The sequence below is a fragment of the Streptomyces sp. NPDC006450 genome (assembly GCF_040612195.1).
Lineage (GTDB): Bacteria > Actinomycetota > Actinomycetes > Streptomycetales > Streptomycetaceae > Streptomyces.
Genome location: NZ_JBEXPT010000111.1, coordinates 1 through 21,857 on the forward strand (window position 1 = coordinate 1; position 21,857 = coordinate 21,857).

Sequence of the window (21,857 nt, forward strand, 5' to 3'; positions counted from 1 at the left end):
TCCGCTCGGGGCGGATGAGCCCGCAGCGCGGATGGGTCCGCGGGCGGGATGTGCCCGCCCGGCTGGGGTGGGCCCGTAGGGGCGGATGCGCACGCGAGGCCTGTCGTGGCCGCCGGGGGTTGAGCCCGGCGGAGCCCGGGGGCTCCGCCGGGGTGGTGGGGCGGGTCAGGACTTCGGGATCCAGGGTGGGGTCTGGCCCCAGGACCAGACCGGGATCTCGGCCGCGTCCACCGGGGGTGGGTTGGGGCCCGAGTAGATCAGGGCCATGCGGGTGCCCCATTCGATGTAGTACGCGAAGACCGCGCGGAACTCCGGGTCCGTGGGGAGGCCCACCTCGTCGGCCGTGTCCGTCAGGAGGTCCACCCAGCGGCGGCGCTGCTGTTCGGTGATGCCGCGGCCCAGGTGCTTGGTGGCCATGTGCTGGTGGCCGCCGTGGGCCGCGGTGTACTGCTTCGGGCCGCCGAAGACTTCCGCCAGCCAGACCGCGACGTGCTGGGGGTGCTCCGCGTCCATGCCCGCGAAGACCGGGGCCAGGATCTCGTCCCGCAGGGCGTGGGCGTAGAAGACGTCCGTGAGGCGGTTCATCGCCTCCGCGCCGCCCATCCATGCGTAGATGGTGGGTGTGGTGTCCGGTGTGGTGCTCATGACGGGGTGGAGGCCTTTCCGGGGCCGGTCACCTTGGTGACGAGGTAGTGCTGCATTTCCTCGATGGCCGTGACGTACGGGCGGATCGCGCTGAAGAACGCGGGGAAGTGCTCGCCCTTGCGGAAACCGTTCAGGTGGGCGTCGATCGAGGTCCAGCGGATGCGGAGGATGTAGCGCTCGGGCTCTTCCTCACAGCGGGCGAGTTCGTAGTCGATGCACTCCGGCGAGGCGGCCAGGGCCTCGGAGGCCCTGATGTACGCGTCTTCGAAAGCCGGCTGGTCGTCCAATGCGATCCGGTAGCGGATGTATTCGACGGTGGTGGTCATGGTGCGGGCCTCTCCCTGGGGTCGGGCGTTGATCGCCGGTGGTCCGTGCCAGGCTTGCGCGATCTTGCGGGCGCGGGGAGATCTTTCGCCGTTATGACTCGGACTTCTGGGAGTCGGCGAGGTCCGGACCCTCTGCGCGGACCTGCTGGACCCGGTCCAGGGACTCGCGCAGGTCCGTCAGCCAGGTGTCGGTGTTGCGTCCGACCAGCCGGACGCACCAGGCCAGGGCGTCGGCCCGGCTGCGGGCGACGCCGCCCGCGACCAGGGTGTCGAGGACCTGGCGCTCGGGCTGGCGCAGGCGGGTCATGACGGGGACCGCGAGGTGGGTGAAGAGGGTCCGCTCCTCGCCCGACTGGGCGGCCCAGGACACCTTGCGGCGGTAGAGCTCCTCCGCCTCCCGGGCGACCTCGACGCGCTGTTCCCGGGTGCGCTCGCGGAAGGCGGAGACCGATTCGGTCGCGGGGATCGCGCCGACGACGGTGATCTCCTCCCGGTCGACCGTGACCGAGAGGAGCGACTCGTAGACGTCCACCGGCAGCCGCTCGGCGAACCAGGAGCGGAGCTGCTCGTTCTGCTCGGATGTAATCATGTAATCAACGGTGCGTCCGGTGCTGCCTTGATCGCAAGGGGGTCCGGCCGCTGTTCGCTCTCGGCCCAGAGGGATAGGCCGGAGGGCTCAGCCCATCGAGCGGTAGCGGTGGATCAGGGAGACCGCCATGGCTCCCTCGCCCACGCCCGAGGCCACCCGCTTGACCGAGTGGGCCCGTACGTCCCCTGCCGCGAAGACCCCGGGGACGCTGGTCTCCAGCGGGTACGGGGCGCGCTCCAGGCTCCATTCCGCCGGGAGTTCACCGCCGTTGGAGATCAGGTCCGAGCCGGTGAGGACGAAACCGTACTCGTCCCGCTCGACCACCCCGGCCAGCCATCCCGTGTGCGGGCGGGCGCCGATGAAGGTGAACATGAAGCGGGCCGCGATCTCCGTGTCCTCGCCGGTCTCGGAGTTGTGGAGCGTCAGGCGTTCGAGGTGGTCCTCGCCGTGCAGGCTGACGACCGTCGTGCGCACCCGCACCTCGATGTTGGGAGTCCGCTCGATCTCGTCGATCAGGTAGCGGGACATGCTGTCGTCGAGCGAGGCCGCGCGGACCAGGATGGTGACCCGGGCGGCGTACTTGGCGAAGTGCACGGCGGCCTGGCCGGCCGAGTTGGCCCCGCCCACGATGAACACGTGCTGCGAGATGCACGCCGAACTCTCCGTGGTCGCCGCGCCGTAGTAGAGCCCGGCGCCCTCGAAGCGGTCGGCGCCGGGGGCGTCCAGGCGGTTGTACGAGACACCGGTCGCCAGGAGCACCGTCTCGGCGCTGATCTCCGTACCGTCCGCCAGGGTCAGGATCTTCGCCGGGTCGTCACGGGTCAGCGAGGTCACCTCCACCGGGTGCAGGATCTCGGCTCCGAAGCGGGAGGCCTGGATGGTGGCGCGGCGGGTCAGGTCGCCGCCGGAGAGGCCCGAGGGGAAGCCGAGGTAGTTCTCGATCAGGCTGGAGGTGCCGGCCTGGCCGCCCGGGGCGCGGGAGTCCAGCATCAGGGTGGACAGGCCCTCGGAGGCCGAGTAGACGCCGGCCGCGAGGCCCGCCGGGCCCGCGCCGACGATGACGCACTCGTAGTGCGGGCGCGAGGCGGTGGTGGCCAGCCCCAGGCGCCGGGCGAGCTGCGTGTCCGTCGGCGCGGAGAGCACCGAGCCGTCGGGGAAGCGGACCAGGGGCAGCGCGGCATCGGGCTGGGCGGCGGCGATCACGGTCAGCGCCTCTGGGTCCCGCTCGACGTTGAGGAAGCGGAAGGGCTGGCCGTTGCGGGTGAAGAAGTCCCGGACGGCGTGGGTGCCGGGGGAGACCAGGTGACCCGCGACGATGATCCCGTCGTACGCCGGGCGGTAGGTGGCGAGCCAGTCGGACAGCAGGTCGTCCAGGACCGGGAAGAGCCGCTCGTGCGGGGGGTCCCAGGGCTTGAGCAGGTAGTAGTCCAGGCGGACCCGGTTGATGGCGGTGATCGCCGCGTCCGTCTCGGCGTACGCGGTGAGGAGCACGCGGCGGGCGTCGGGGAAGCGGCTGACGGCCTCCAGCAGGAACTCGACCCCGGTGACGTCCGGCATCCGCTGGTCGACGAGGAAGAGCGCCGGGTCGTGGCCGCGCTCGTCGAGGGAGTCCAGGATCTTGAGGGCGTCGGCGGCGGAGGAGGCGCCGAGCACCCGGTAGCGGTCGCCGTACGCGCTGCGCAGGTCGCGGCGGACGGCGCGCAGCACCTGCGGGTCGTCGTCCACGGCCAGGATGACCGGCTTGCGGTTCTCCGCGCGCGCCGCGGCTTCGGCGGTCGCGCCGGCGGTTGTCGTGGGCGCGGTGCCTGCGGGGGCCGTGCTCGCGGTGGCGGTGCTCGTGGGCGCGGTGCCCGCGGCCGGGGCGCTCTCCCGGGCCGTACTCATGCCGGGTCCAGCATGAGCTTGTCGGCGTAGCACCAGGCCCAGTCCTCGCCGGGCTCGTGTGAGGCCGCGATGGGGTGTGCGCTGGTCCCGTAGTGCCGGGTGGCGTGACGGTTCTTCGAGGAGTCGCAGCAGCCGACGTGCCCGCAGCTCAGGCACATCCGCAGGTGCACCCAGGTGTCACCGGAGACGAGGCATTCCTCGCAGCCCTCGGTGCCGGGTTTCACCGGACGTATCTGATCGATGTGGGTGCACAACAGGTCCATCGTCATCGTCCCCGTCCCTCTCTCGCGCTCTCGCGCTTCGCGCCCGTGATTGCGGCGCGCCCGTGATTCCGGCGCGTCCAGACCATAAGGCGGAGCACCGCCAACGGTTCAGGGATTCGGACGAAGTCAGGTAGTCCGGAAGCTACTTCATGACATCGCCGGACGACTTCATGAGGTGCCCCCACGACCTGTGCGACTACCTCACGAAGTCGCACACCAGCGCTTTGACGGAACCCCCGGGCGCGGCCAGTGTGGGGGACGCCAACGACAACAGGCGGCGCCTGGAGGAATCCGTGAGCAGAAAGATTCTGGTCATTGTCTCCGAACACGGCTACTGGGCCGAGGAACTGATCGGCCCCGTATCGCAGTTCGACGAGCAGGGCTATGAAGTCGTATTCGCCACGCCGACCGGAAAGCGTGCCCACGCTCTCCCGCCGAGCCTCGACGCGAAGTACATCGATCCTCCGCTGGGACGCTCGGTCACCACCGAGGAGAACGCCCGGCTGGGCCGCGAGTTCGAGCAGTCGAGCCGGCTCGACTCCCCCCTCGACATCGAGGCGTGGGCCCCCGAGCGCCCGTACACGAGCGACTCGGCGTACCTGCCCAAGCTGGAGCAGTACCACCGCGATCTGGACAAGCTCCAGGCCGACATCGCCAGTTTCGACGCGGTGCTCATCGTGGGCGGCAGCGGTCCGATCGCCGACCTCGCCAACAACGAGCGCGTGCACGCCCTGATCCTCGCCTTCAAGAACGCCGGCAAGGTCGTCGCGGCCGAGTGCTACGGCGTCGCCTGCCTGGCCTTCGCGCGGGACTGGGGCGACCGCCGGAGCATCATCTGGGGCAAGCACGTGACCGGCCACTGCAAGGAGTACGACTACAAGGACGGCACCGGATTCCTCGGTACCGATTTCAACATGGGGCCGCCGCCGTATCCGCTGGAGTACATCCTGCGCGATGCGACCGGGCCGGGCGGTGCGTACCACGGGAATTTCGGCCACCCCCTTTCGGTGATCGTCGACTTCCCCTTCGTCACCGGTCGTTCGACCCCCGACTCGTATCTCACGGGGCAGAAGATCGTGGAAGTCCTGGAGAACGGTCTCACCCGGTACGGCTGGTAATTCCGGTACGAAAAGGAGGGGGAGTTCGATGGGTTCTGGAGCCACTCCCGGACGGGAAAGGCTGATCGACCAGTTCAAGGCCGACGGCCTGGACGTCATGTTCGGAAATCCGGGGACCGTGGAACAGGGATTCCTCGACGCGGTCGACGCGGCGCAGGACTTCCACTACGTCCTCGCCCTCCAGGAGACGGTGGCCGCCGGCATCGCCGACGGCTACGCCCGGGCCACCGGCGGGGCGGCGCTGCTCCAGCTCCACTCCGGGGTGGGGCTGGGCAACGGCATCGGCATGCTCTACCAGTCGCTGCGCGGCCACACCCCGCTCGTCGTGGTCGCCGGCGACGCCGGGGTGCGCTACGACGCCATGGACGCACAGATGGCGTCCGACCTGGTGGCGATGGCGAAGCCGGTGACCAAGTACGCGACCCGGGTCACCGACCGGCACTCCGTACTGCGCACGATCCGCCGGGCGGTGAAGATCGCCCTGACGCCGCCGCGCGGCCCGGTGTTCGTGGCGCTGCCGATGGACGTGCTGGACGAACTCAACTCCGAGCTCGTCCTGCCCGCCGCGGTGCCCCTCACGGACGTGGCCCCTTCGGCCGCCTCGGTGGGGCGGGCGGCCGAGCTGCTGGCCTGCGCCGAGCGGCCCGTCGTCCTCGTCGGGGACGGGGTCTCGCTCTCCGGGGCGCAGCGCGAACTCGTCGCCGTCGCCGAGCTGCTCGGCGCCGACGTGTACGAGGTCGACTCCTCCGAGGTGAACATCGCGGCCTCGCACCCGCTGCGCCGCGGTCAGACGGGTCACATGTTCGGCCCGCACAGCAGGGAGCTGATCGGGAACGCCGACGGGGTGCTGATCGTCGGCACGTACGTCTTCCCCGAGGTGTTCCCGGAGCTGGAGAGCCCCTTCCGGGCCGGCGCGAGGGTCGTGCACATCGACCTGAACGCCTACGAGATCGCCAAGAACCACCCGGTGGACCTCGGGCTCGCCGCCGATCCCCGGCAGGCGCTGCGCGCGCTGGCCGGCGTACTGGAACACGTCCTCACCCCCGCGCAGCGGGCGGCGGCGGCCGGACGGCTGGACGCGCGGACCCGGGAACGGGTGCGGTCGGGCCAGGCCGAGCGGGAAGCCATGGACGCGGACGGGTCGCCGATGGCGGTCTTCCTGCGGACCCTGGCCGAGCGCACGGGCGGGGACCTGATCGTCTTCGACGAGGCGCTGACCACCTCCCCGCTGGTCACCCGGTACCTGCCGCCGGAGCGGCCGGGCGACTACCACCTCACCCGGGGCGGATCGCTGGGCGTGGGCTTCCCGGGCGCGGTCGGCGTCAAGCTGGCCCGGCCGGAGCGGCTCGTCGTCGGCTTCGCCGGCGACGGCGGCTCGATGTACACCTACCAGGCGCTGTGGACCGCGGCCCGGCACGGCATCGAGGCCAAGTTCGTCGTCTGCAACAACCGCAAGTACCGGCTGCTGGACGACAACATCGCCCAGTACTGGCGGGAGCGGGAGATTCCGCGGCACGGCTTCCCGGGCTCCTTCGACCTCTCGCACCCGGAGATCGACTTCGCCGCCCTGGCCCGGTCACTCGGGGCGGGAGGGATGCGGGTGGAGAAGCCCGACGAGGCCATCGCCGCCGTGGGGCGGATGCTCGCCCACCCCGGGCCCTTCCTCGTCGACGTGCAGATCTGACGCTCCGGGCCCTCGCACCGCGCACCGCGCCCACCCGGCACCGCGCCCACCCGGCACCGCGCACCGCGTCGCGCCCTCGCACCGCACCGCACCGCACCACGCCCTCGCACCGCACCACGCCCCCATCCGCACGGACAGACAGGAGGAGACCGCATGCCCGCCGAGCGGCTGACCGAGGACGCGATCCGCGCCTTCGCCGAGAAGTGGTACGTGGCCCTGGACCAGCACGTCCAGCCGGACCAGGTGCTGGCCCTGATCACCGAGGACCTGGAGTTCAAGGTCCCGGAGGACACCTTCCTCGGCCACCAGGGCTTCGGCCGCTGGTACGAGGCGGTCACGAACCGCTTCTTCGACGAGGTGCACACGGTCTCGAAGGTGGAGCCCGTCATCGAGGGCGATCGGGCGATCGTCCGGGTCCTCGTCAACTGGCAGGCCAAGATCTGGGACCCGCCGGCCGCCCGCAGCGTGTGGCTGGGCTTCGACGCCGACCAGACCTGGACCGTGGTCGCCGGGCCCGACGGGCCGCTGATCCGGCAGTACACCGTCAACGAACTGGCGCCCATGCCCGGTTCCGCCTCCCTCTGAGCGCCGAAGGAGAAGCGACGATGACCGAAGTGACACGGGAGCGGGTCGAGGCGGCGTACCGCGCCCTCGGCTCCGGCGACCGGGCCAGGATCCTGGAGTACTACGCGGAGGACCTGCGCTGGCAGGTCCCCGGCAACCACCCGCTCGCCGGCTGGTACGAGAGCCTGGACGCCTTCCTGGAGCTGATGGGCCGGACCCACAAGCTCACGGGCGGCACCTTCCGCATGGACATCGAAGCGGTCCTCGTCGGCGAGGACTGCAGTGCGGACGTCTGCCGCAACGTCGCCGTGCGAGGCGGCGCCGACGAGTCGAGCCGCTCCCCGTACGAGCGGATGGACTACCCGGTCTTCCACTTCATGCGCTGGCGCGACGGCCGGATCGTCGAGGGCCACGACGGCCTCTTCGGCGACACGGCCACGGCCTTCAGCCAGTTCTGGGCGCCCTTCGCCCCGGACGGAACCCGCAGGGACCAGTAGGGGGTTGACCTCTCCCTCTCCCTACCGGGAGAGGGTTCCCACCCTCGCGGGTGGGGGTTCCTGCTTCACCACGGATTGCCCGGACCGAGAGGAGGACTCCCGATGAGGTCTTACACCCGCTCCACAGGCAGCAGCCGCCAGCCCGGCGGCCAGGAGATTCACTGCTGCGTTTCCGTCCCGGTCGTGGGTCGTCCCGCAGGTGTCACATGTCCACTCACGGACATCCAGGGACATCGTGTCGGCGATGGACCCGCATGCCGAGCACAGCTTGGAGCTGGGGAACCATCGGTCGACGGTGATCAGCTCGCGCCCGTGCCAGCTCGCTTTGTACTCCAGCATCGAGCGCAGCTCGCGCCAGCCCGCGTCGGCGATGACACGGGCAAGGCTGTGGTTCCTCAGCATGTTGCGGACAGCCAGGTCTTCGACCACGAGCATTTGGTTTTCACGCACGAGTCGAGTCGTCAGCTGATGCAGATGATCCCGGCGTCGGTCGGCGATCCGGGCATGGATCCTTGCCACCCGGATCCGGGCCTTGGACCGATTGCGGCTGCCCTTCTCCTTCCGCGACAGAGCGCGCTGCGCACGGTCGAGATTCTTCCGGTCCCTTCGCTCGTGCTTGGGGTTGTCGATCTTCTCGCCGGTGGAGAGGACGACCAGGGCCGTCAGCCCGACGTCGATGCCCACGGCGTTCGTGGCGTCCGGCATGGGGGATGGGGTGTCCTCACACAGCAGGGAGATGAACCAGCGGCCGGCGCTGTCACGGGACACGGTGACCGTCGAGGGCTGCACACCAGCCGGGATGGGACGGGACCACACGATGTCCAGCGGCTCGGACATCTTCGCGAGGGTGAGTTTCCCAGCGGTGTAGCGAAAGGCGCTGCGCGTGTACTCGGCGCTGGCGCGGGATTTCCGCTTCGACTTGAAGCAGGGGTACTGCGCCCGCTTCCTCCAGAACCCGACAAAGGCTGCCTGCAGATGCCGCAGCGCCTGTTGGAGCGGAACCGAGGACACCTCGGCCAGGTAGGCGAGTTCTTCGGACTTCTTCCACGCCGTGAGCATGGCCGAGGTCTGCGTGTAGTTCACTCGCTCCCCGCGGGCCGTCCAGGCCTCGGCGCGGGCAGCAAGGGCGAGATTGTAGACCTTTCGCACGCACCCGAAGGTCCTCGACAGTTCTGCCGCTTGAGGCTCGGTCGGGTAGAAGCGGTACTTGAACGCCCGCTTCACGGAGGAAGTCCGCATGCCTGGACGCTAGAGGTGGTCAGGATCCGAAGACAAGCCCAGGTCACAGCGTCACGCAGCGGCACTTCAACGGCTGGTTGTTCCGGGCCGAGGATGGGTTTCCTTTCCCCGGTCAAAACCGGGGGATTCCACACAGGGAGATTGGGATGAGTGCGATCGATTCACGAACGATCCTCACTAAGTACTACGCGTACGCCAACGCCGGTGACTGGGACAGCTGGTGCGACCTGTTCGCCGAGGACCAGGTCATGGACGAGCAGCTCGCCGGCCACATCGAGGGCCTGGAGACGCTGCGGTCGATGATGAAGGGCATGGGGACCATGTACCGGGTCTTCCGCAACGAGCCGGTGCACTTCCTCGTCGACGGCGAGAAGGCCGCGGCCGTCTCCCACCTGACCGCGGTCACCCCCTCCGGGGCGGAGATCGAGGCCGAGGTCATGAACTTCTTCCGGATCGTGGACGGGAAGATCGCCTACATGGCGAACTACCACGACACGGTTCCCTTCCAGGTGCTCGGCCAGGACTGAGGGGGCGCGCGATGGCCGTGGATGAGTACGACTACATCGTCGTGGGATCCGGCACCGCCGGCAGCGTCCTCGCGAACCGCCTCTCCGAGGACCCGGACGTCACCGTCCTGGTCCTGGAGGCCGGAGCGGGCCGCATCCCTCCCGAGGTGGACGATCCGTCCTCCTGGTACAAGCTGCTCGGCGGGCCCGTCGACTGGGGCTACACCAGCGTCCCGCAGCCCGGCCTGGACGGCCGCCGCACCTACGAACCGCGCGGCAAGGCCCCCGGCGGCAGCAGCAACCTCTACATCATGATGCACATCCGGGGCCATGCCTCGGACTTCGACAACTGGGCCTACCAGGGCGCCGCAGGCTGGGCCCACGAGGACGTCCTGCCCTACTTCGCGCTGCTGGAGGGCCAGGAGGACGCCACCGCGCCGACCACCGGTACCCGCGGGCCACAGCGGATCACCCACGCCGGGCGGCACGGCCCCAACCCGGTCTCCCGCGCCTTCATCGACGCCGCCGTCGAGCTCGGCCACGAGGAGATCGCCGACTTCAACACGGACGGACCGCGGCGCGGGCTCTTCGGCACCGGCTGGCACCACATCGACGTGGCCGACGGCCGCCGTCAGGGCGTCCTCGCCGCCTACCTGGAGCCGGCCCTCGACCGCGCCAACCTGACCCTGCGCACCAGTGCGCAGAGCACCCGGCTGCTCTTCGACGGGGACACCTGCACGGGTGTGGAGTACGTCCAGCTCCAGGCCCCCGCCGAGATCCCGGGGCGGACCGTGCGGGACGCCCACAGCAGCGCGGGCGAACCGGGGCTGCACACCGTACGGGCCCGGCGCGAGGTGATCGTGGCCGCCGGGGCGATCGAGTCCCCGAAGCTGCTGCTGCTCTCCGGCATCGGGCACCCCGAGCAGCTGCGCGAGCACGGCATCGCAGCCGTCGCGGCGCTGCCCGGGGTCGGCGAGAACTTCCACAACCACGTACTGACCGGGCTGATGGCCGAGGTCACCCAGGAACTCCCGCCGCCCGCACAGAACTTGTCGGAGAGCGCGCTGTTCCTCTCGTCCCGGCCCGGACTGCCGGCGCCGGACCTGCAGATCGCCTTCGTGCACGTGCCGTTCGACGTGATCGTCGGCCAGGACCACCCGAACACGGTGTCCATCCTGCCCGGTGTCGTCCGGCCCGTCTCGCGGGGCTGGATCAGGCTGGCGAGCGCCGATCCGCTGGCCCACCCGCTGATCCACCCGAACTACCTGGGCGACCGCTGGGACCTGGAGCGGATGGTCCAGGGCGTCAGGACCGCCCGGGAGCTCTTCGCGACCTCCGCCTTCTCGCCCTGGTACAAGCAGGAGCTCCAGCCCGGACCCGGCTACGCGTCCGACGAGGACCTGCGCACCTTCGTGAAGCAGAAGTCGGAGAGCTACCACCACCAGGCCGGCTCCTGCCGCATGGGCGTCGACGACCTCTCCGTCGTCGACCCCGAACTGCGGGTGCACGGCGTACGGAACCTGCGCGTCGTCGACGCGAGCGTGATGCCCGCCGTCCCGTCGGGCAACTGCCACACCGCCATCGCGATGATCGCCGAGCGCGCGGCGGACTTCCTGAAAGGGGTGTCCCGTGCCTGATGTGGTCCTGCGCGAGGGTGCGCTGACCGGAACCCGGATCGCGGTCCTGGTCGAGAGCGACTTCTACGAGCCGGAGATCTTCTACTACGGCCGCCGGTTCGCGGAGGAGGGCGCCGAGGTCGACTTCCTGACCCGGCTGTGGGGCAACGACTCCCTCACCTTCTCCGGGCACGAGTACCGGGCGCCGTTCACCGCGACCCAGTCCCTGGAGGGGCTGAGCGACGAGGAACTGCGCCGGTACGCGGCGATCATCGTGCCCTCGGGCATGGTGGCCGACCGGCTGCGCTACACCGAGGACGTGGACGTACTGGCGCCGGCGACGGAGCTGCTGCGCCGGGCCTTCGAGGAGCCCACGGTCCTCAAGGGGATCATCTGCCACGGCATGTGGCTGGCCGCCTCGATCCCGGACAAGGTGCGCGGCCGCAAGGTCGTCTGCCACAACAACCTCATCGGCGACGTCCGGAACATGGGCGGCGAGTACGTGGACGAGGACGTGGTGGTCGACGGCGACCTGGTCACCGGCCGCACCGGGGCCCACCACCACCTGTTCGCCCGCCGGATCATCGAGCTGATCGCCGCCGACCGCGGCGCGCGGGGCGCTCGCGGCGCGGGGGACGCGCAGGGCGCGCGGGGCGCTGCCTGATGGCCCCGATGGTCTGGTCGCACGTGGGCCTGAACTGCGCCGACCAGAAGACCACCGAGGACTTCTACACCCGGTACTTCGGCTTCGCCCGGGCCCGGGTGGTCGACCTCGGAGACGCACAGATCATCTTCCTCCGCCAGGGGGACGTGTACCTGGAGCTCTTCGCGGCGGGCACCGAACCGGCCGAACCGGCCCTGCACGACGGGCCGGCGGCGCCGGGCCGGCTGCGGCACCTGGCCTTCCAGACCGACAGCGTGGACGGCTTCCTGGCCACGCTCGGCGAAGCGGCCGAAGTGACCCTGGGGCCACTGGACTTCGACGACTTCATCTGCGGGTGGCGGACCGTGTGGGTCCGCGATCCCGACGGGGTGATCGTCGAGGTCAGCCAGGGATTCGAGGACGAACACGGTCAACACGACAAGGACGGTGCATGACATGGCGGACGCCGTGAGCTTCTCCTTCTCCGACACGATCGCCGGCTACGTCAGCCGCTTCGACTCCGGGTCCCGGCTGCTGCGGCTGAAGACCTCGGACGGCCGCGAGTTCGACGTCTCCCTGGCCGGGGACCCCAGCGCCGAGCTGGTCCGCAACCTGGACGAGCCGTACATCGACGCCTCCGGGCACATCGACGAGATGCTCTCGCCGGGACGGTTCCTCTACGTCTACGGGGTGCACTACCCCGAGCGGGGCGGCCGCTTCGAGGCCAAGCGCCTGGTGTTCCTGGGCCGCGGGGCCGAGGACTACCGCTTCGAGGAGCCCAGCTGGTGGATCAAGCAGATCGAATCGCTGGCCGACTTCTACAAGCGGGCGCAGTTCGGCGACGGTCCGGTGGACTTCACCGAGTACCGCACCGAGATCCGGCTCGGCGGTGACAAGACCGCCAGCCACGTCCAGGAGACCGACACGATCTCCCGCCTGGTCTACGGCATGGCCTCGGCCTACCTGCTGACCGGAAAGGACGAGTACCTGGAGATCGCCGAGCGCGGCACCGAGTACCTGCGCAAGCACATGCGCGTCGTCGACAGCGAGGAGGACGTGGTCTTCTGGTACCACGGCATCAGCGTGGACGGGGACAGCGAACGCAAGCTGTTCACCTCGGAGTTCTCCGACGACTACGACGCGATCCCGATGTACGAGCAGATCTACGCGCTGGCCGGCCCGATCCAGACCTACCGGGTCACCGGCGACATCCGGATCAAGAACGACGCGGACGCCACCATCCGGCTGTTCGACAAGTTCTTCAAGGACCCGGAGCAGGGCGGCTACTACTCGCACATCGACCCGATCCTCTTCAGCGCCGACCACGAGTCCCTCGGGGAGAACGCGGAGCGCAAGAACTGGAACTCGGTCGGCGACCACGCGCCCGCCTATCTGATCAACCTGTACCTGGCGACCGGGGAGCAGCGCTACGCGGACTTCCTCGAGTACACCTTCGACACGATCGCGGACAAGTTCCCGGACTACAAGAACAGCCCCTTCGTCCAGGAGCGCTTCTTCCGCGACTGGTCCCACGACACCGCGCACAGCTGGCAGCAGAACCGGGCCGTCGTCGGCCACAACCTCAAGATCGCCTGGAACCTGATGCGGATGAACTCGCTGAAGGCCAAGCCGGCCTACGAGGAGCTAGCCCGCAAGATCGGCGAGATCATGCCGGCCGTCGGGAGCGACGTGCAGCGCGGCGGCTGGTACGACGTGGTCGAGCGCGTCAAGTCGGGGGACGAGGAGACGTATCGTTTCGCCTGGCACGACCGCAAGGCCTGGTGGCAGCAGGAGCAGGCGATCCTCGCCTACCTCATCCTGAACGGCACCGTCGGCGGTGACGGATTCCTGCGCGAGGCCCGGCAGGCGGAGGCCTTCTACAACACCTTCTTCCTCGACCACGACGAGGGAGCCGTCTACTTCAACGTGCTCGCGAGCGGGACTCCTTACCTGCTCGGCAACGAGCGGCTCAAGGGCAGCCACTCGATGTCCATGTACCACTCGGCGGAGCTCTGCTACCTGTCCGCCGTCTACAACAACCTGCTCATCAACGGCCGGGAGATGGACTTCCACTTCCAGCCCGACCCGACCAACCTGCCGGACCGCGTGCTGCGCGTCTCGCCCGACCTGCTCCCCGCCGGCTCGGTGCGGATCGCGTCCGTCGAGATCGACGAGAAGCCGTACACGGACTTCGACGCCGACGCACTGACCGTCCGGCTGCCCGATGTCCAGGGCCGGGTCAAGGTCAAGGTCCGGCTGCGCCCGACCGCCCAGTAGCGCTCAACGGGGGCGCCCCACTCAGAGGGGAAAGCAATGACCCTGAACGTGAAGGAACGCCGCAACAAGACGGGCATCGTGCTCGTCGCCACCGGCGAGATCAACAGTGAGACCTCCGGATCGCTGCTGCAGACGCTGCTGCCGCTGGTCCGCGAGGGCCGGCCGCTGCGCATCGACCTGACGGCCGTCACCTACGTCTCCAGCGCCGGGCTGCGCACCCTGCTCGTCGTCTACCGCGAGGCCCAGCACGCCGGGGTCGCCGTCACCCTCTACGGGGTGAGCGAGGAAGTCCGGTTCGTCATGTCGGCCACCGGCTTCCTCGACTTCTTCTCGACCGGCGAAGCCGAGGCGGCCGCCGCCAAGAACGCCGCCAGGACCGCCGCCAAGAACGCCGCCAACGCCCCAGAGAAGGCCTCCGAGAAGGCCAGGGCCGCGCGATGAGCGAGCCGGCGTCCGAACAGGTGCTGCGCGTCGACGCGTACCCGACCCACGAGGTGGGCGGGTACCGCGTCCGCGCCGGCAAACCGTTCCCCTTCGGGGCCAACGTGGTCCCCGGCGGGGTCAGCTTCTCCGTCTTCTCCGACCAGGCCACCTCCATGACCCTGGTCATCTACAAGCGCGGAGAGCCCGAGCCGATGGCCGAGCTGGAGTTCCCCCAGGAATTCCGCACCGGCAGCGTCTTCGCCATGACGGTCTTCGGCCTCGACCACGAGAACATCGAGTACGGCTACCGGGCCGACGGACCCTACGACCCCGTCACCGGCCATCGCTTCGACGCCCGCCAGGTGCTCTCCGACCCCTACGCCCGGCTGATCGCCGGCCGCGACGTGTGGGGCGTGGAGCCGGACCGCAGCCGCGGCTACCAGTACCGCTCCCGCGTCTGCCTCCAGGACTTCGACTGGGGCGACGACACCCCGCTGGGCATCCCCGCGGAGGACCTCGTCGTGTACGAGACCCACGTGCGCGGCTTCACCCGGCACCCGTCCTCGGGGGTGACCGCCCCCGGCACCTTCGCGGGGCTGCGGGAGAAGATCCCGTACCTGAAGGAGCTCGGGATCAACTGCATCGAGCTGCTGCCGGTGTTCGAGTTCGACGAGAGCGACAACCCGCGCACCAACCCGGAGACGGGCGAGCAGCTCTTCGACTACTGGGGCTACAACACCGTCTCCTTCTTCGCCCCCAAGGCCGGCTACGCGGCCACCGGACGCTACGGCATGCAGGGCGACGAGTTCCGCACCCTGATCAAGGACCTGCACGCGGCCGGCATCGAGGTCATCCTCGACGTCGTCTTCAACCACACGGCCGAGGGCAACGAGCAGGGCCCCACGATCTCCTTCAAGGGGCTCGACAACGCCACGTACTACATGCTCACGCCCGAGGGGTACTACTTCAACTTCAGCGGCACCGGCAACACCGTCAACTGCAACCACCCCGTCGTGCGCAACTTCGTACTCGACTGCCTGCGCCACTGGGTCGCCGACTACCACATCGACGGTTTCCGCTTCGACCTCGCGGCCATCCTCGGACGCTCCCCGGACGGCACCCCGCTGCCCAACCCGCCGCTGCTGGAACTGCTCGCCTACGACCCGGTGCTGCGGCACACCAAGCTCATCGCCGAGGCCTGGGACGCAGGCGGCCTCTACGAGGTCGGCAACTTCCCCGCGTACGGCCGCTGGGCGGAGTGGAACGGCAAATACCGCGACACCGTACGCAGCTTCCTCAAGGGCGACCCCGGGGTCACCGGGGAGCTCGCCACCCGGCTCGCCGGCTCGCCCGACCTCTACTCCAGCCGCGGGACCTCGGCATCGGTCAACTTCCTGACCGCGCACGACGGTTTCAGCCTGGCCGACCTGTTCTCGTACAACGACAAGCACAACGAGGCCAACGGCGAGGGCAACAACGACGGCGGCAACGACAACGCGAGCTGGAACTGCGGGGCCGAGGGACCGACCGACGATCCCGAGGTCAACGCGCTGCGGCTGCGCCAGATGAAGAACGCCCTGGCCATCCTCTTCACCAGCCAGGGCATCCCGATGCTGCTCTCCGGCGACGAGGTGGCACGCACCCAGCAGGGCAACAACAACACGTACTGCCAGGACAACGAACTGTCCTGGTTCGACTGGAGCCAGGTCGACGAGAACGCCGAACTGCTCCGGTTCACACGGGAGATGATCGCCTTCCGCAAGCGCCATCGCGAACTGCGCTCCACCTCCCACCCCACCGGACAGCTCCGCGACACGCTCGGGCTGCCCGACATCAGCTGGCACGGGGAGCGGGCCTGGCAGCCCGACTGGTCGGCGGAGAGCCGGCTGCTGGCGGTGGCCCGCTGCGGCACCGGTGACGACGACGTGGTGTACGCGGCCATGAACTCCCACTGGGAAGCGCACGACCTGGAACTGCCCGCCCTGCCCGGCGGCCGCAGCTGGCACCTGTTCGCGGACACCGGGGCCGAGGCCCCGCACGACATCCGCACTCCCGGCGCCGAACTCGAACTGGAGAACGCCGGCAAGTACCTGATCGGTCCGCGCTCGGTCGTGATCCTGGTCGGCCGCACGCCCGACCCCGAGCTCTAGCCCCGCACCGAAGGAGACCTGACATGCCGCTTTCCGTGTCCCTGAGCATCGAGGGCGACACCACCGTGATCGAGCTGGAGGGTGAACTGGACGCCAAGACCGCGCCGGACTTCCACCAGACCATCGAGAAGGCCGCCGGCCACGGCACCAGCATCGTCGAGATCCGCATGGCCGGCGTCGGCTACATGGCCAGCGCCGGACTGCGCTCCCTGGTCTTCGCCCAGCAGAAGGTGGGGGAGCACGTCACCATCAAGGTGGTCGGCGCCATCGAGCCCGTGTCCCGGACCATCCGGACGGCCGGTCTCGACCGCAGCATCCTGCTCTGCGACGACTGAGTCCGATGGACGAGGCGGTCAAGACGGCGAGGATGTCCGCAGAGCTGGAAGTGCCCGCCACCCTGGGTGCGCTGGGCGACATCGCCGCGCTCGTCCTGCGGCTCGCCGGGAGGGCGGGCCTGGACAGGGGCGCCTCGTACCGGATCCGGCTGGCCGTGGACGAGCTGGCCACCAACGTCGTCATGCACGGGTACCGGGGCGGCGGCGGACGGATCACCGTCCGGGGCCGCTCCGGGCCGGGCCGGGTGCAGATCTCCATAGAGGACCGCGCCCCGGCCTTCGACCCCGTCCAGGGGCGGCTGCCGCCCGACCCGCAGACCGCCCCCGAGCGGCGCCGGATCGGCGGACTGGGCATCCACCTCGCACTGACCAGCGTGGACGAGTTCGACTACGTACGCAGGGACGGCCGCAACATCAGCACGCTGACCGTGATGGCTGAGGGGACGGACCCATGCCCTCCACGACCGTGATCATCCTCGACGAGTATCCGCCACCGCCCCTGGAACTCCTCGGAGCCCTGGCGGAGATGGGCGCCGAACTCGTCCCGCGCACCCTGGCCGACCTGCTGGCCGGCCCACTGGAGGAGCTGCCCGAAGCGGACGTACTGCTCGCCCCGGCCCAGGCCGACGGAGAGTCCGTGCGGACCGCCGTGCGCCGGCTGCGCCGCTGGGCCGGGGCCCCCATCGTGGTCGTCTGGACCGTGACGGAGTTCGCCGCCCTGGAGGAGCACGTCCGCATCGGGCACGACTACCTCGTACCCCCCTTCCTGCCCGCCCTCGTCGGGGCCCGGCTGCACAGCTGCTCGGAGCGCGCCGGACTCGGCCGCACCCTGCGCGAAGCCGACGCCCGGGCCGAACTGATGGGCTACGAGAAGGAGCTGGAGATCGGGCGAGAGATCCAGGCAGGGTTCCTGCCGGAATCACTGCCGGTCCCCGAAGGCTGGGAGATCGACGTGTGCTTCCGGCCCGCCCGGCAGGTGGCCGGGGACTTCTACGACGTCTTCGAGCTCTCGCGCGGGCGGCGCCTGGCCTTCGTCGTCGCCGACGTCTGCGACAAGGGGGTCGGAGCCGCGCTCTTCATGGCGCTCATCCGCTCCCTGCTGCGGCACACCGCCGAGAACAGCGGCCTCCAGCACCTGGTGGCCGCCGGCCGCACCGGCAACAGCCGGCGCATCCCCGTGGTGGGTGCCACACCGCTGCTCAACGCGGTCACCGCCACCAACGGCTACCTGACCCGCAACCACTTGCGGCAGGGCTACTTCGCCACCCTCTTCTTCGGGGTGCTCGACCCGCTCACCGGATCCCTCGTCTACATCAACGGCGGCCACAACCCGCCGCTGCTGCTGGACGCGGAGGGCGGCGAGCCGCGCACGCTGGAGGTCACCGGCCCCGCCGTCGGGGTGCTCCCGGACTGTGTGTACACACTCGGCTACGCCCAGTTGAACCCGGGTGACACGCTCTTCGTGTTCACCGACGGAGTGCCCGAGGCGCGCTGCCCCGGCGGCGGCTTCCTCGGCGACGAGCGGATGCTGGAGCTGCTGTCCGGCCCCCCGGTCAGCGGCAGGGAGGTGGTCGACCGGATGGACACGGCCGTACGCGAACACACCGGAACAGCCGAACAGCACGACGACGTCACCATGCTGGCCCTGCACCGGCCACGCGCGGCGCGGGGGCCGCACGCGGGCGGCGCCGATCGCCAGGTCGTGGCCTGATGACCCGGACCATCGTGGTGCACTCGTACCGCGGCGGTACCGGAAAGTCCTCGGTACTGGCGAACCTGGCCCTGCTCCTCGCGGGCGGGGGACGCCGGGTGGGGGTGATCGACACGGACATCCAGTCGCCCACCCTGGACCTGCTCTTCCGGCTGGGTCCCGGCCCCTCGCTCGCCGACTACCTGCTCGGCCGGTGCGAGATCGAGGCCGCCGCCCAGGAGGTCCGCACCGGGCGGCCGGAGGTCGGCCGCGGGAGCCTGTACGTCGTACCGGCGCGGACCGGGACGGCGGCCCTGCGGGAACTCATGACCACCGGCTACGACGTGGGCCTACTGCCCGAGGGCTTCGACCGGCTCGCCGTGCACCACGCCCTGGACGTGCTGTTGCTGGACACCCATGCCGGGCTCAACAACGAGTCGGTCACCGCGATGGCGAGCGCCGACGTGCTCCTGATCATGGCCAGGGCCGACCGGATCGACCTCCTCGGCGTCGAGGAGACCATCGCCCTGACCGGCCGGCTCGCCTGCCGGAGGACCCTGGTGATGAGCATGGCGCCGGAGGGCATCGACCGGGAGGCGGCCCGGCGGCGGGCCGAGGAGGTCTACCGCACCCCCCTGGCCGGAATCCTTCCCTACGTTCCGGAAATGGCCGCGCTCTACGGGGAGCGCATATTCTCCGAAGCCCATCCCGACCACCCTCTGGTCGGTGAATTCCGCACCATCATCTCGGCGTTGGACGCACGTGACGAAGTATCGCGTGCCTGACGTCTCCCTCTTACGCGCCTGGCGGGGGACGTGTTGAATCGGCAGCGAATCCAGCGAATCGGCAGCGAATCCGGCGAATCAAGACCAAGGAGAAGAGTCATGAAGATTCTCGTCGTCATGACGGCCAAGGCCACGCTTCATCTGCTGGACGGGGAACAACACCCCTCGGGTTTCTGGGCCGAGGAATTCGCCGTTCCCTACACCCTCTTCAAGAACGCGGGCCACACCGTGGACGTGGCGACGATCGCGGGCCGGGCCCCGACGGTCGACCAGACCAGCATCGACCCGCAGTTCCTCCGGTGGGTCCGCCCCCAGGGCTCCGCGGACACGGACACGGCCAGCGCCCTGGAGTACAGCCGCGTCATCGAGAACACCCCGCAGCTGAGAAACCCGATCGCCCTGGAGACCCTGGGCGAGAAGGACATCGCCGACTACGACGGCATCTACATCAGCGGCGGCCACGGGGCCATCGGCGACCTGCCCAAGTCCGACGAGCTCGCGCAGATCCTGCGCTGGGCCATCGCCCAGGACAAGCCGCTGGCCACCGTCTGCCACGGGCACACCGCCCTGCTGGCCCTGCGCGACGGCGAGGGCCGGTGGCCCTTCGCGGGTTACCGGATGACCGCCTTCTCGCACAGCGAGGAGCTCGTCACCAACATGGCCGGCCGCCTCCCGCTGATCCTGGAGGCCGAACTCACCCGGCTCGGCGCCCGCTACGAGAAGGCCGACGCGATCTGGGACTCGCACGTGGTGGTGGACCGCAAGCTCACCACCGGCCAGAACCCCTACTCCTCCAAGGCCCTCGCGGAGACGTTCTTACGTCAGCTCGCGCAGGGCTAGCCGAAGCGCCCAGCCCCTCGCACCCGAAACCGGAAGGCAGCCACAGCCATGCCCCAGCGCGCGCTCAGCGACCAGCCTTTGGCCAACCCCGGGAAACTGTTCATCGGCGGCACCTGGGTTCCTGCCCAGGACCATCGCACGGAACCGGACATCAGCCCCGTGGACGGCCAGGAGATCGTACCGGTGGCCCAGGCGGCCGCCGCCGACGCGGACGCGGCCGTGGCCGCCGCCCGTACGGCGTACGAGGAAGGTCCCTGGAGCAGACTGTCCGCCCAGGAACGCGCGCTGCGGCTGAACCGGGTCGGGGAGCTCATCGAGCGCGACCTGGAGGAGATCGCCCTGCTGGAGACGGTGGACATGGGCAAGCCGTTCGCCTTCTCCTCCACGGTCGACGCCCCCATGGCCGCGCAGCTCATGCACTACTACGCCGGCGCCGTGACCCGGGTCGACGGCTCCTCCCGGGCCCCGGCCGGCGGGCAGCTCGCGTACACCCTGCGCGAACCGCTGGGCGTGGTCTGCGCCATCACCCCGTTCAACTTCCCGCTGCTCCTGTCGATGACGAAGATCGCCCCGGCCCTCGCGGCCGGGAACACGGTGGTGCACAAGCCCTCGCCCGCCACCCCGCTGACCGCCCTGAAGATCGCCGAGCTGTTCCAGGAGGCGGAGATTCCGGACGGAGTGCTGAACGTCATCACCGGTCCGGGCGTGGAACTGGGTGAGACCCTCACCGACCACCCCGGCATCGACAAGATCGCCTTCACCGGCTCCACCTCGGTCGGCCAGTCGATCATCCGCAAGGCGGCCGGCACCCTGAAGAAGGTCACGATGGAGCTCGGCGGCAAGTCCGCCAACATCGTCTTCGCCGACGCCGACCTCGACGCCGCTGAGGAACTCGCCTTCTTCGGCATCTACTACAACAAGGGCGAGATCTGCACCGCCGGCTCCCGGCTGCTGCTGCACCGCCCGATCCACGACGAGATGGTCGAACGGCTGGTGGCCCGCGCGGCCGCCCTGCTGCCCGGCGACCCGCGCGACCCGGCCACCCTCTTCGGACCGCTCGCCCACCGCGGCCAGTTCGACAAGGTCAGCTCGTACATCGAGGTCGGCGAGAAGGAAGGCGCCGTCCTGCGCACCGGCGGCACCGGCTGGACCCCGGAGGGGGCCTCGTCCGAAGGCCTGTACTTCCTGCCGACCATCTTCACCGGCGTGGACAACAGCATGCGGATCGCCCAGGAGGAGATCTTCGGGCCCGTCCTGTCGATCATCCCCTTCGACACCGAGGAGGACGCCGTGCGCATCGCCAACGACAGCGCGTACGGCCTCGCCGCCGGCGTCCACACCAAGGACCTGCGGCGCGCCCACCGGGTCGCCTCCCAGATCAAGGCCGGCACGGTCTGGGTCAATTGCTACAACCAGTACGACCCCTCCGTGCCCTACGGCGGCTACAAGGCCTCCGGCTACGGGCGCGAGTGCGGCCCCGAGTCCCTGGAGAGCTACACCCAGACCAAGTCGGTCTGGATCGGCATGGACTGACACCCGCCTGATCCCCCCGCACCCACCTGAGGAGCCCTCATGCGGATCGGCATCATCGGCACAGGCCGGATCGGATCGACCCTGGCCAGGATCCTCGTGGCGGCGGACCACCAGGTCGTGCTCGCCAACGCCCGGGGCCCCCAGAGCCTCGCGGCGCTGCTGACCGAACTGGGCCCCGCGGCCTCGGCGGCGCACCCCGCCCCAGCCCCCGCCCCGGGCCGAATACACGTCCAGATTGTGCGGGTGCACA

At 69.8% G+C, this 21,857-nt stretch carries 24 protein-coding genes; 18 read left to right on the forward strand and 6 right to left on the reverse strand.

Annotated features, from left to right (window positions below; genetic code table 11):
• Nucleotides 1-165 precede the first annotated feature (165 nt).
• From ABZY57_RS25965 to ABZY57_RS25985, 5 genes are all read right to left on the reverse strand, one after another.
• A complete protein-coding gene (locus ABZY57_RS25965; protein ID WP_356515802.1) occupies nt 166-645 on the reverse strand; it encodes a group II truncated hemoglobin in 480 nt (159 codons plus the stop codon).
• On the reverse strand, nt 642-971 hold the full coding sequence (locus tag ABZY57_RS25970) for an antibiotic biosynthesis monooxygenase family protein (protein ID WP_356515804.1): 330 nt from the start codon (nt 969-971) through the stop codon (nt 642-644). The genes ABZY57_RS25965 and ABZY57_RS25970 overlap by 4 nt, the downstream gene beginning before the upstream one ends.
• A 91-nt stretch (nt 972-1,062) precedes the next feature.
• Complete coding sequence (locus ABZY57_RS25975; protein ID WP_356515806.1) at nt 1,063-1,560, reverse strand: hypothetical protein; 498 nt, start codon at nt 1,558-1,560, stop codon at nt 1,063-1,065.
• An 87-nt stretch (nt 1,561-1,647) separates the two neighbouring features.
• Nucleotides 1,648-3,444, reverse strand: a complete 1,797-nt coding sequence (locus ABZY57_RS25980) for an FAD-dependent oxidoreductase (protein ID WP_356515808.1) — start codon at nt 3,442-3,444, stop codon at nt 1,648-1,650.
• Complete coding sequence (locus ABZY57_RS25985) at nt 3,441-3,713, reverse strand: UBP-type zinc finger domain-containing protein (RefSeq protein WP_356515810.1); 273 nt, start codon at nt 3,711-3,713, stop codon at nt 3,441-3,443. The genes ABZY57_RS25980 and ABZY57_RS25985 overlap by 4 nt, the downstream gene beginning before the upstream one ends.
• A 287-nt stretch (nt 3,714-4,000) precedes the next feature.
• On the opposite strand from ABZY57_RS25985, the gene ABZY57_RS25990 reads away from it, so the two are divergent.
• From ABZY57_RS25990 to ABZY57_RS26005, 4 genes are all read left to right on the forward strand, one after another.
• On the forward strand, nt 4,001-4,825 hold the full coding sequence (locus tag ABZY57_RS25990) for a type 1 glutamine amidotransferase domain-containing protein (protein ID WP_356515812.1): 825 nt from the start codon (nt 4,001-4,003) through the stop codon (nt 4,823-4,825).
• A 28-nt stretch (nt 4,826-4,853) separates the two neighbouring features.
• Entirely contained in the window at nt 4,854-6,509 is a 1,656-nt protein-coding gene (locus ABZY57_RS25995; RefSeq protein WP_356515814.1) for a thiamine pyrophosphate-binding protein, read from the forward strand.
• A 153-nt stretch (nt 6,510-6,662) separates the two neighbouring features.
• Entirely contained in the window at nt 6,663-7,094 is a 432-nt protein-coding gene (locus ABZY57_RS26000) for a nuclear transport factor 2 family protein (RefSeq protein WP_356515816.1), read from the forward strand.
• Between the two features lie 20 nt (nt 7,095-7,114).
• Nucleotides 7,115-7,570: a nuclear transport factor 2 family protein gene (locus ABZY57_RS26005; protein ID WP_356515818.1), complete on the forward strand. Its 456-nt coding sequence runs from the start codon at nt 7,115-7,117 to the stop codon at nt 7,568-7,570.
• A 21-nt stretch (nt 7,571-7,591) separates the two neighbouring features.
• On the opposite strand, the gene ABZY57_RS26010 is transcribed toward ABZY57_RS26005, so the two are convergent.
• A complete protein-coding gene (locus ABZY57_RS26010; RefSeq protein ID WP_356515820.1) occupies nt 7,592-8,809 on the reverse strand; it encodes an RNA-guided endonuclease TnpB family protein in 1,218 nt (405 codons plus the stop codon).
• Between the two features lie 146 nt (nt 8,810-8,955).
• On the opposite strand from ABZY57_RS26010, the gene ABZY57_RS26015 reads away from it, so the two are divergent.
• The 14 genes from ABZY57_RS26015 to ABZY57_RS26080 all read left to right on the forward strand — a co-directional run.
• Nucleotides 8,956-9,336: a nuclear transport factor 2 family protein gene (locus tag ABZY57_RS26015; protein ID WP_356515822.1), complete on the forward strand. Its 381-nt coding sequence runs from the start codon at nt 8,956-8,958 to the stop codon at nt 9,334-9,336.
• 11 nt (nt 9,337-9,347) lie between these two features.
• Nucleotides 9,348-10,952: a GMC oxidoreductase gene (locus tag ABZY57_RS26020; protein WP_356515824.1), complete on the forward strand. Its 1,605-nt coding sequence runs from the start codon at nt 9,348-9,350 to the stop codon at nt 10,950-10,952.
• Nucleotides 10,945-11,595 carry a DJ-1/PfpI family protein gene (locus ABZY57_RS26025; RefSeq protein WP_356515826.1) on the forward strand — a complete coding sequence of 217 codons (651 nt, stop codon included), beginning with the start codon at nt 10,945-10,947 and terminating at the stop codon, nt 11,593-11,595. Before ABZY57_RS26020 ends, ABZY57_RS26025 begins: the two co-directional genes overlap by 8 nt.
• Nucleotides 11,595-12,029 (forward strand): VOC family protein, encoded by a 435-nt coding sequence (locus tag ABZY57_RS26030; RefSeq protein WP_356515829.1) that lies wholly within the window; start codon nt 11,595-11,597, stop codon nt 12,027-12,029. The genes ABZY57_RS26025 and ABZY57_RS26030 overlap by 1 nt, the downstream gene beginning before the upstream one ends.
• Before the next feature lies 1 nt (nt 12,030).
• Nucleotides 12,031-13,851 (forward strand): AGE family epimerase/isomerase, encoded by a 1,821-nt coding sequence (locus ABZY57_RS26035; protein WP_356515831.1) that lies wholly within the window; start codon nt 12,031-12,033, stop codon nt 13,849-13,851.
• A 36-nt stretch (nt 13,852-13,887) separates the two neighbouring features.
• The gene (locus ABZY57_RS26040) at nt 13,888-14,292 is read left to right on the forward strand and encodes an STAS domain-containing protein (RefSeq protein WP_356515833.1); all 405 of its coding nucleotides are present in this window, start codon (nt 13,888-13,890) and stop codon (nt 14,290-14,292) included.
• The gene (glgX, locus tag ABZY57_RS26045; protein ID WP_356515835.1) at nt 14,289-16,424 is read left to right on the forward strand and encodes a glycogen debranching protein GlgX; all 2,136 of its coding nucleotides are present in this window, start codon (nt 14,289-14,291) and stop codon (nt 16,422-16,424) included. The genes ABZY57_RS26040 and glgX overlap by 4 nt, the downstream gene beginning before the upstream one ends.
• Nucleotides 16,425-16,447: 23 nt before the next feature.
• Nucleotides 16,448-16,759 carry an STAS domain-containing protein gene (locus ABZY57_RS26050; RefSeq protein ID WP_356515837.1) on the forward strand — a complete coding sequence of 104 codons (312 nt, stop codon included), beginning with the start codon at nt 16,448-16,450 and terminating at the stop codon, nt 16,757-16,759.
• A 32-nt stretch (nt 16,760-16,791) separates the two neighbouring features.
• On the forward strand, nt 16,792-17,229 hold the full coding sequence (locus tag ABZY57_RS26055) for an anti-sigma regulatory factor (protein ID WP_356515839.1): 438 nt from the start codon (nt 16,792-16,794) through the stop codon (nt 17,227-17,229).
• Nucleotides 17,211-18,470, forward strand: a complete 1,260-nt coding sequence (locus ABZY57_RS26060; RefSeq protein WP_356515841.1) for a PP2C family protein-serine/threonine phosphatase — start codon at nt 17,211-17,213, stop codon at nt 18,468-18,470. The genes ABZY57_RS26055 and ABZY57_RS26060 overlap by 19 nt, the downstream gene beginning before the upstream one ends.
• Nucleotides 18,470-19,234 carry a MinD/ParA family protein gene (locus tag ABZY57_RS26065; RefSeq protein WP_356515843.1) on the forward strand — a complete coding sequence of 255 codons (765 nt, stop codon included), beginning with the start codon at nt 18,470-18,472 and terminating at the stop codon, nt 19,232-19,234. The genes ABZY57_RS26060 and ABZY57_RS26065 overlap by 1 nt, the downstream gene beginning before the upstream one ends.
• Nucleotides 19,235-19,333: 99 nt before the next feature.
• A complete protein-coding gene (locus tag ABZY57_RS26070) occupies nt 19,334-20,074 on the forward strand; it encodes a type 1 glutamine amidotransferase domain-containing protein (protein WP_356515845.1) in 741 nt (246 codons plus the stop codon).
• A 48-nt stretch (nt 20,075-20,122) separates the two neighbouring features.
• A complete protein-coding gene (locus tag ABZY57_RS26075) occupies nt 20,123-21,607 on the forward strand; it encodes an aldehyde dehydrogenase family protein (protein WP_356515847.1) in 1,485 nt (494 codons plus the stop codon).
• Nucleotides 21,608-21,646: 39 nt separating this feature from the next.
• On the forward strand, nt 21,647-21,857 hold a 211-nt coding region (locus ABZY57_RS26080), incomplete at its 3' end, for an NAD(P)-binding domain-containing protein (protein ID WP_356515849.1).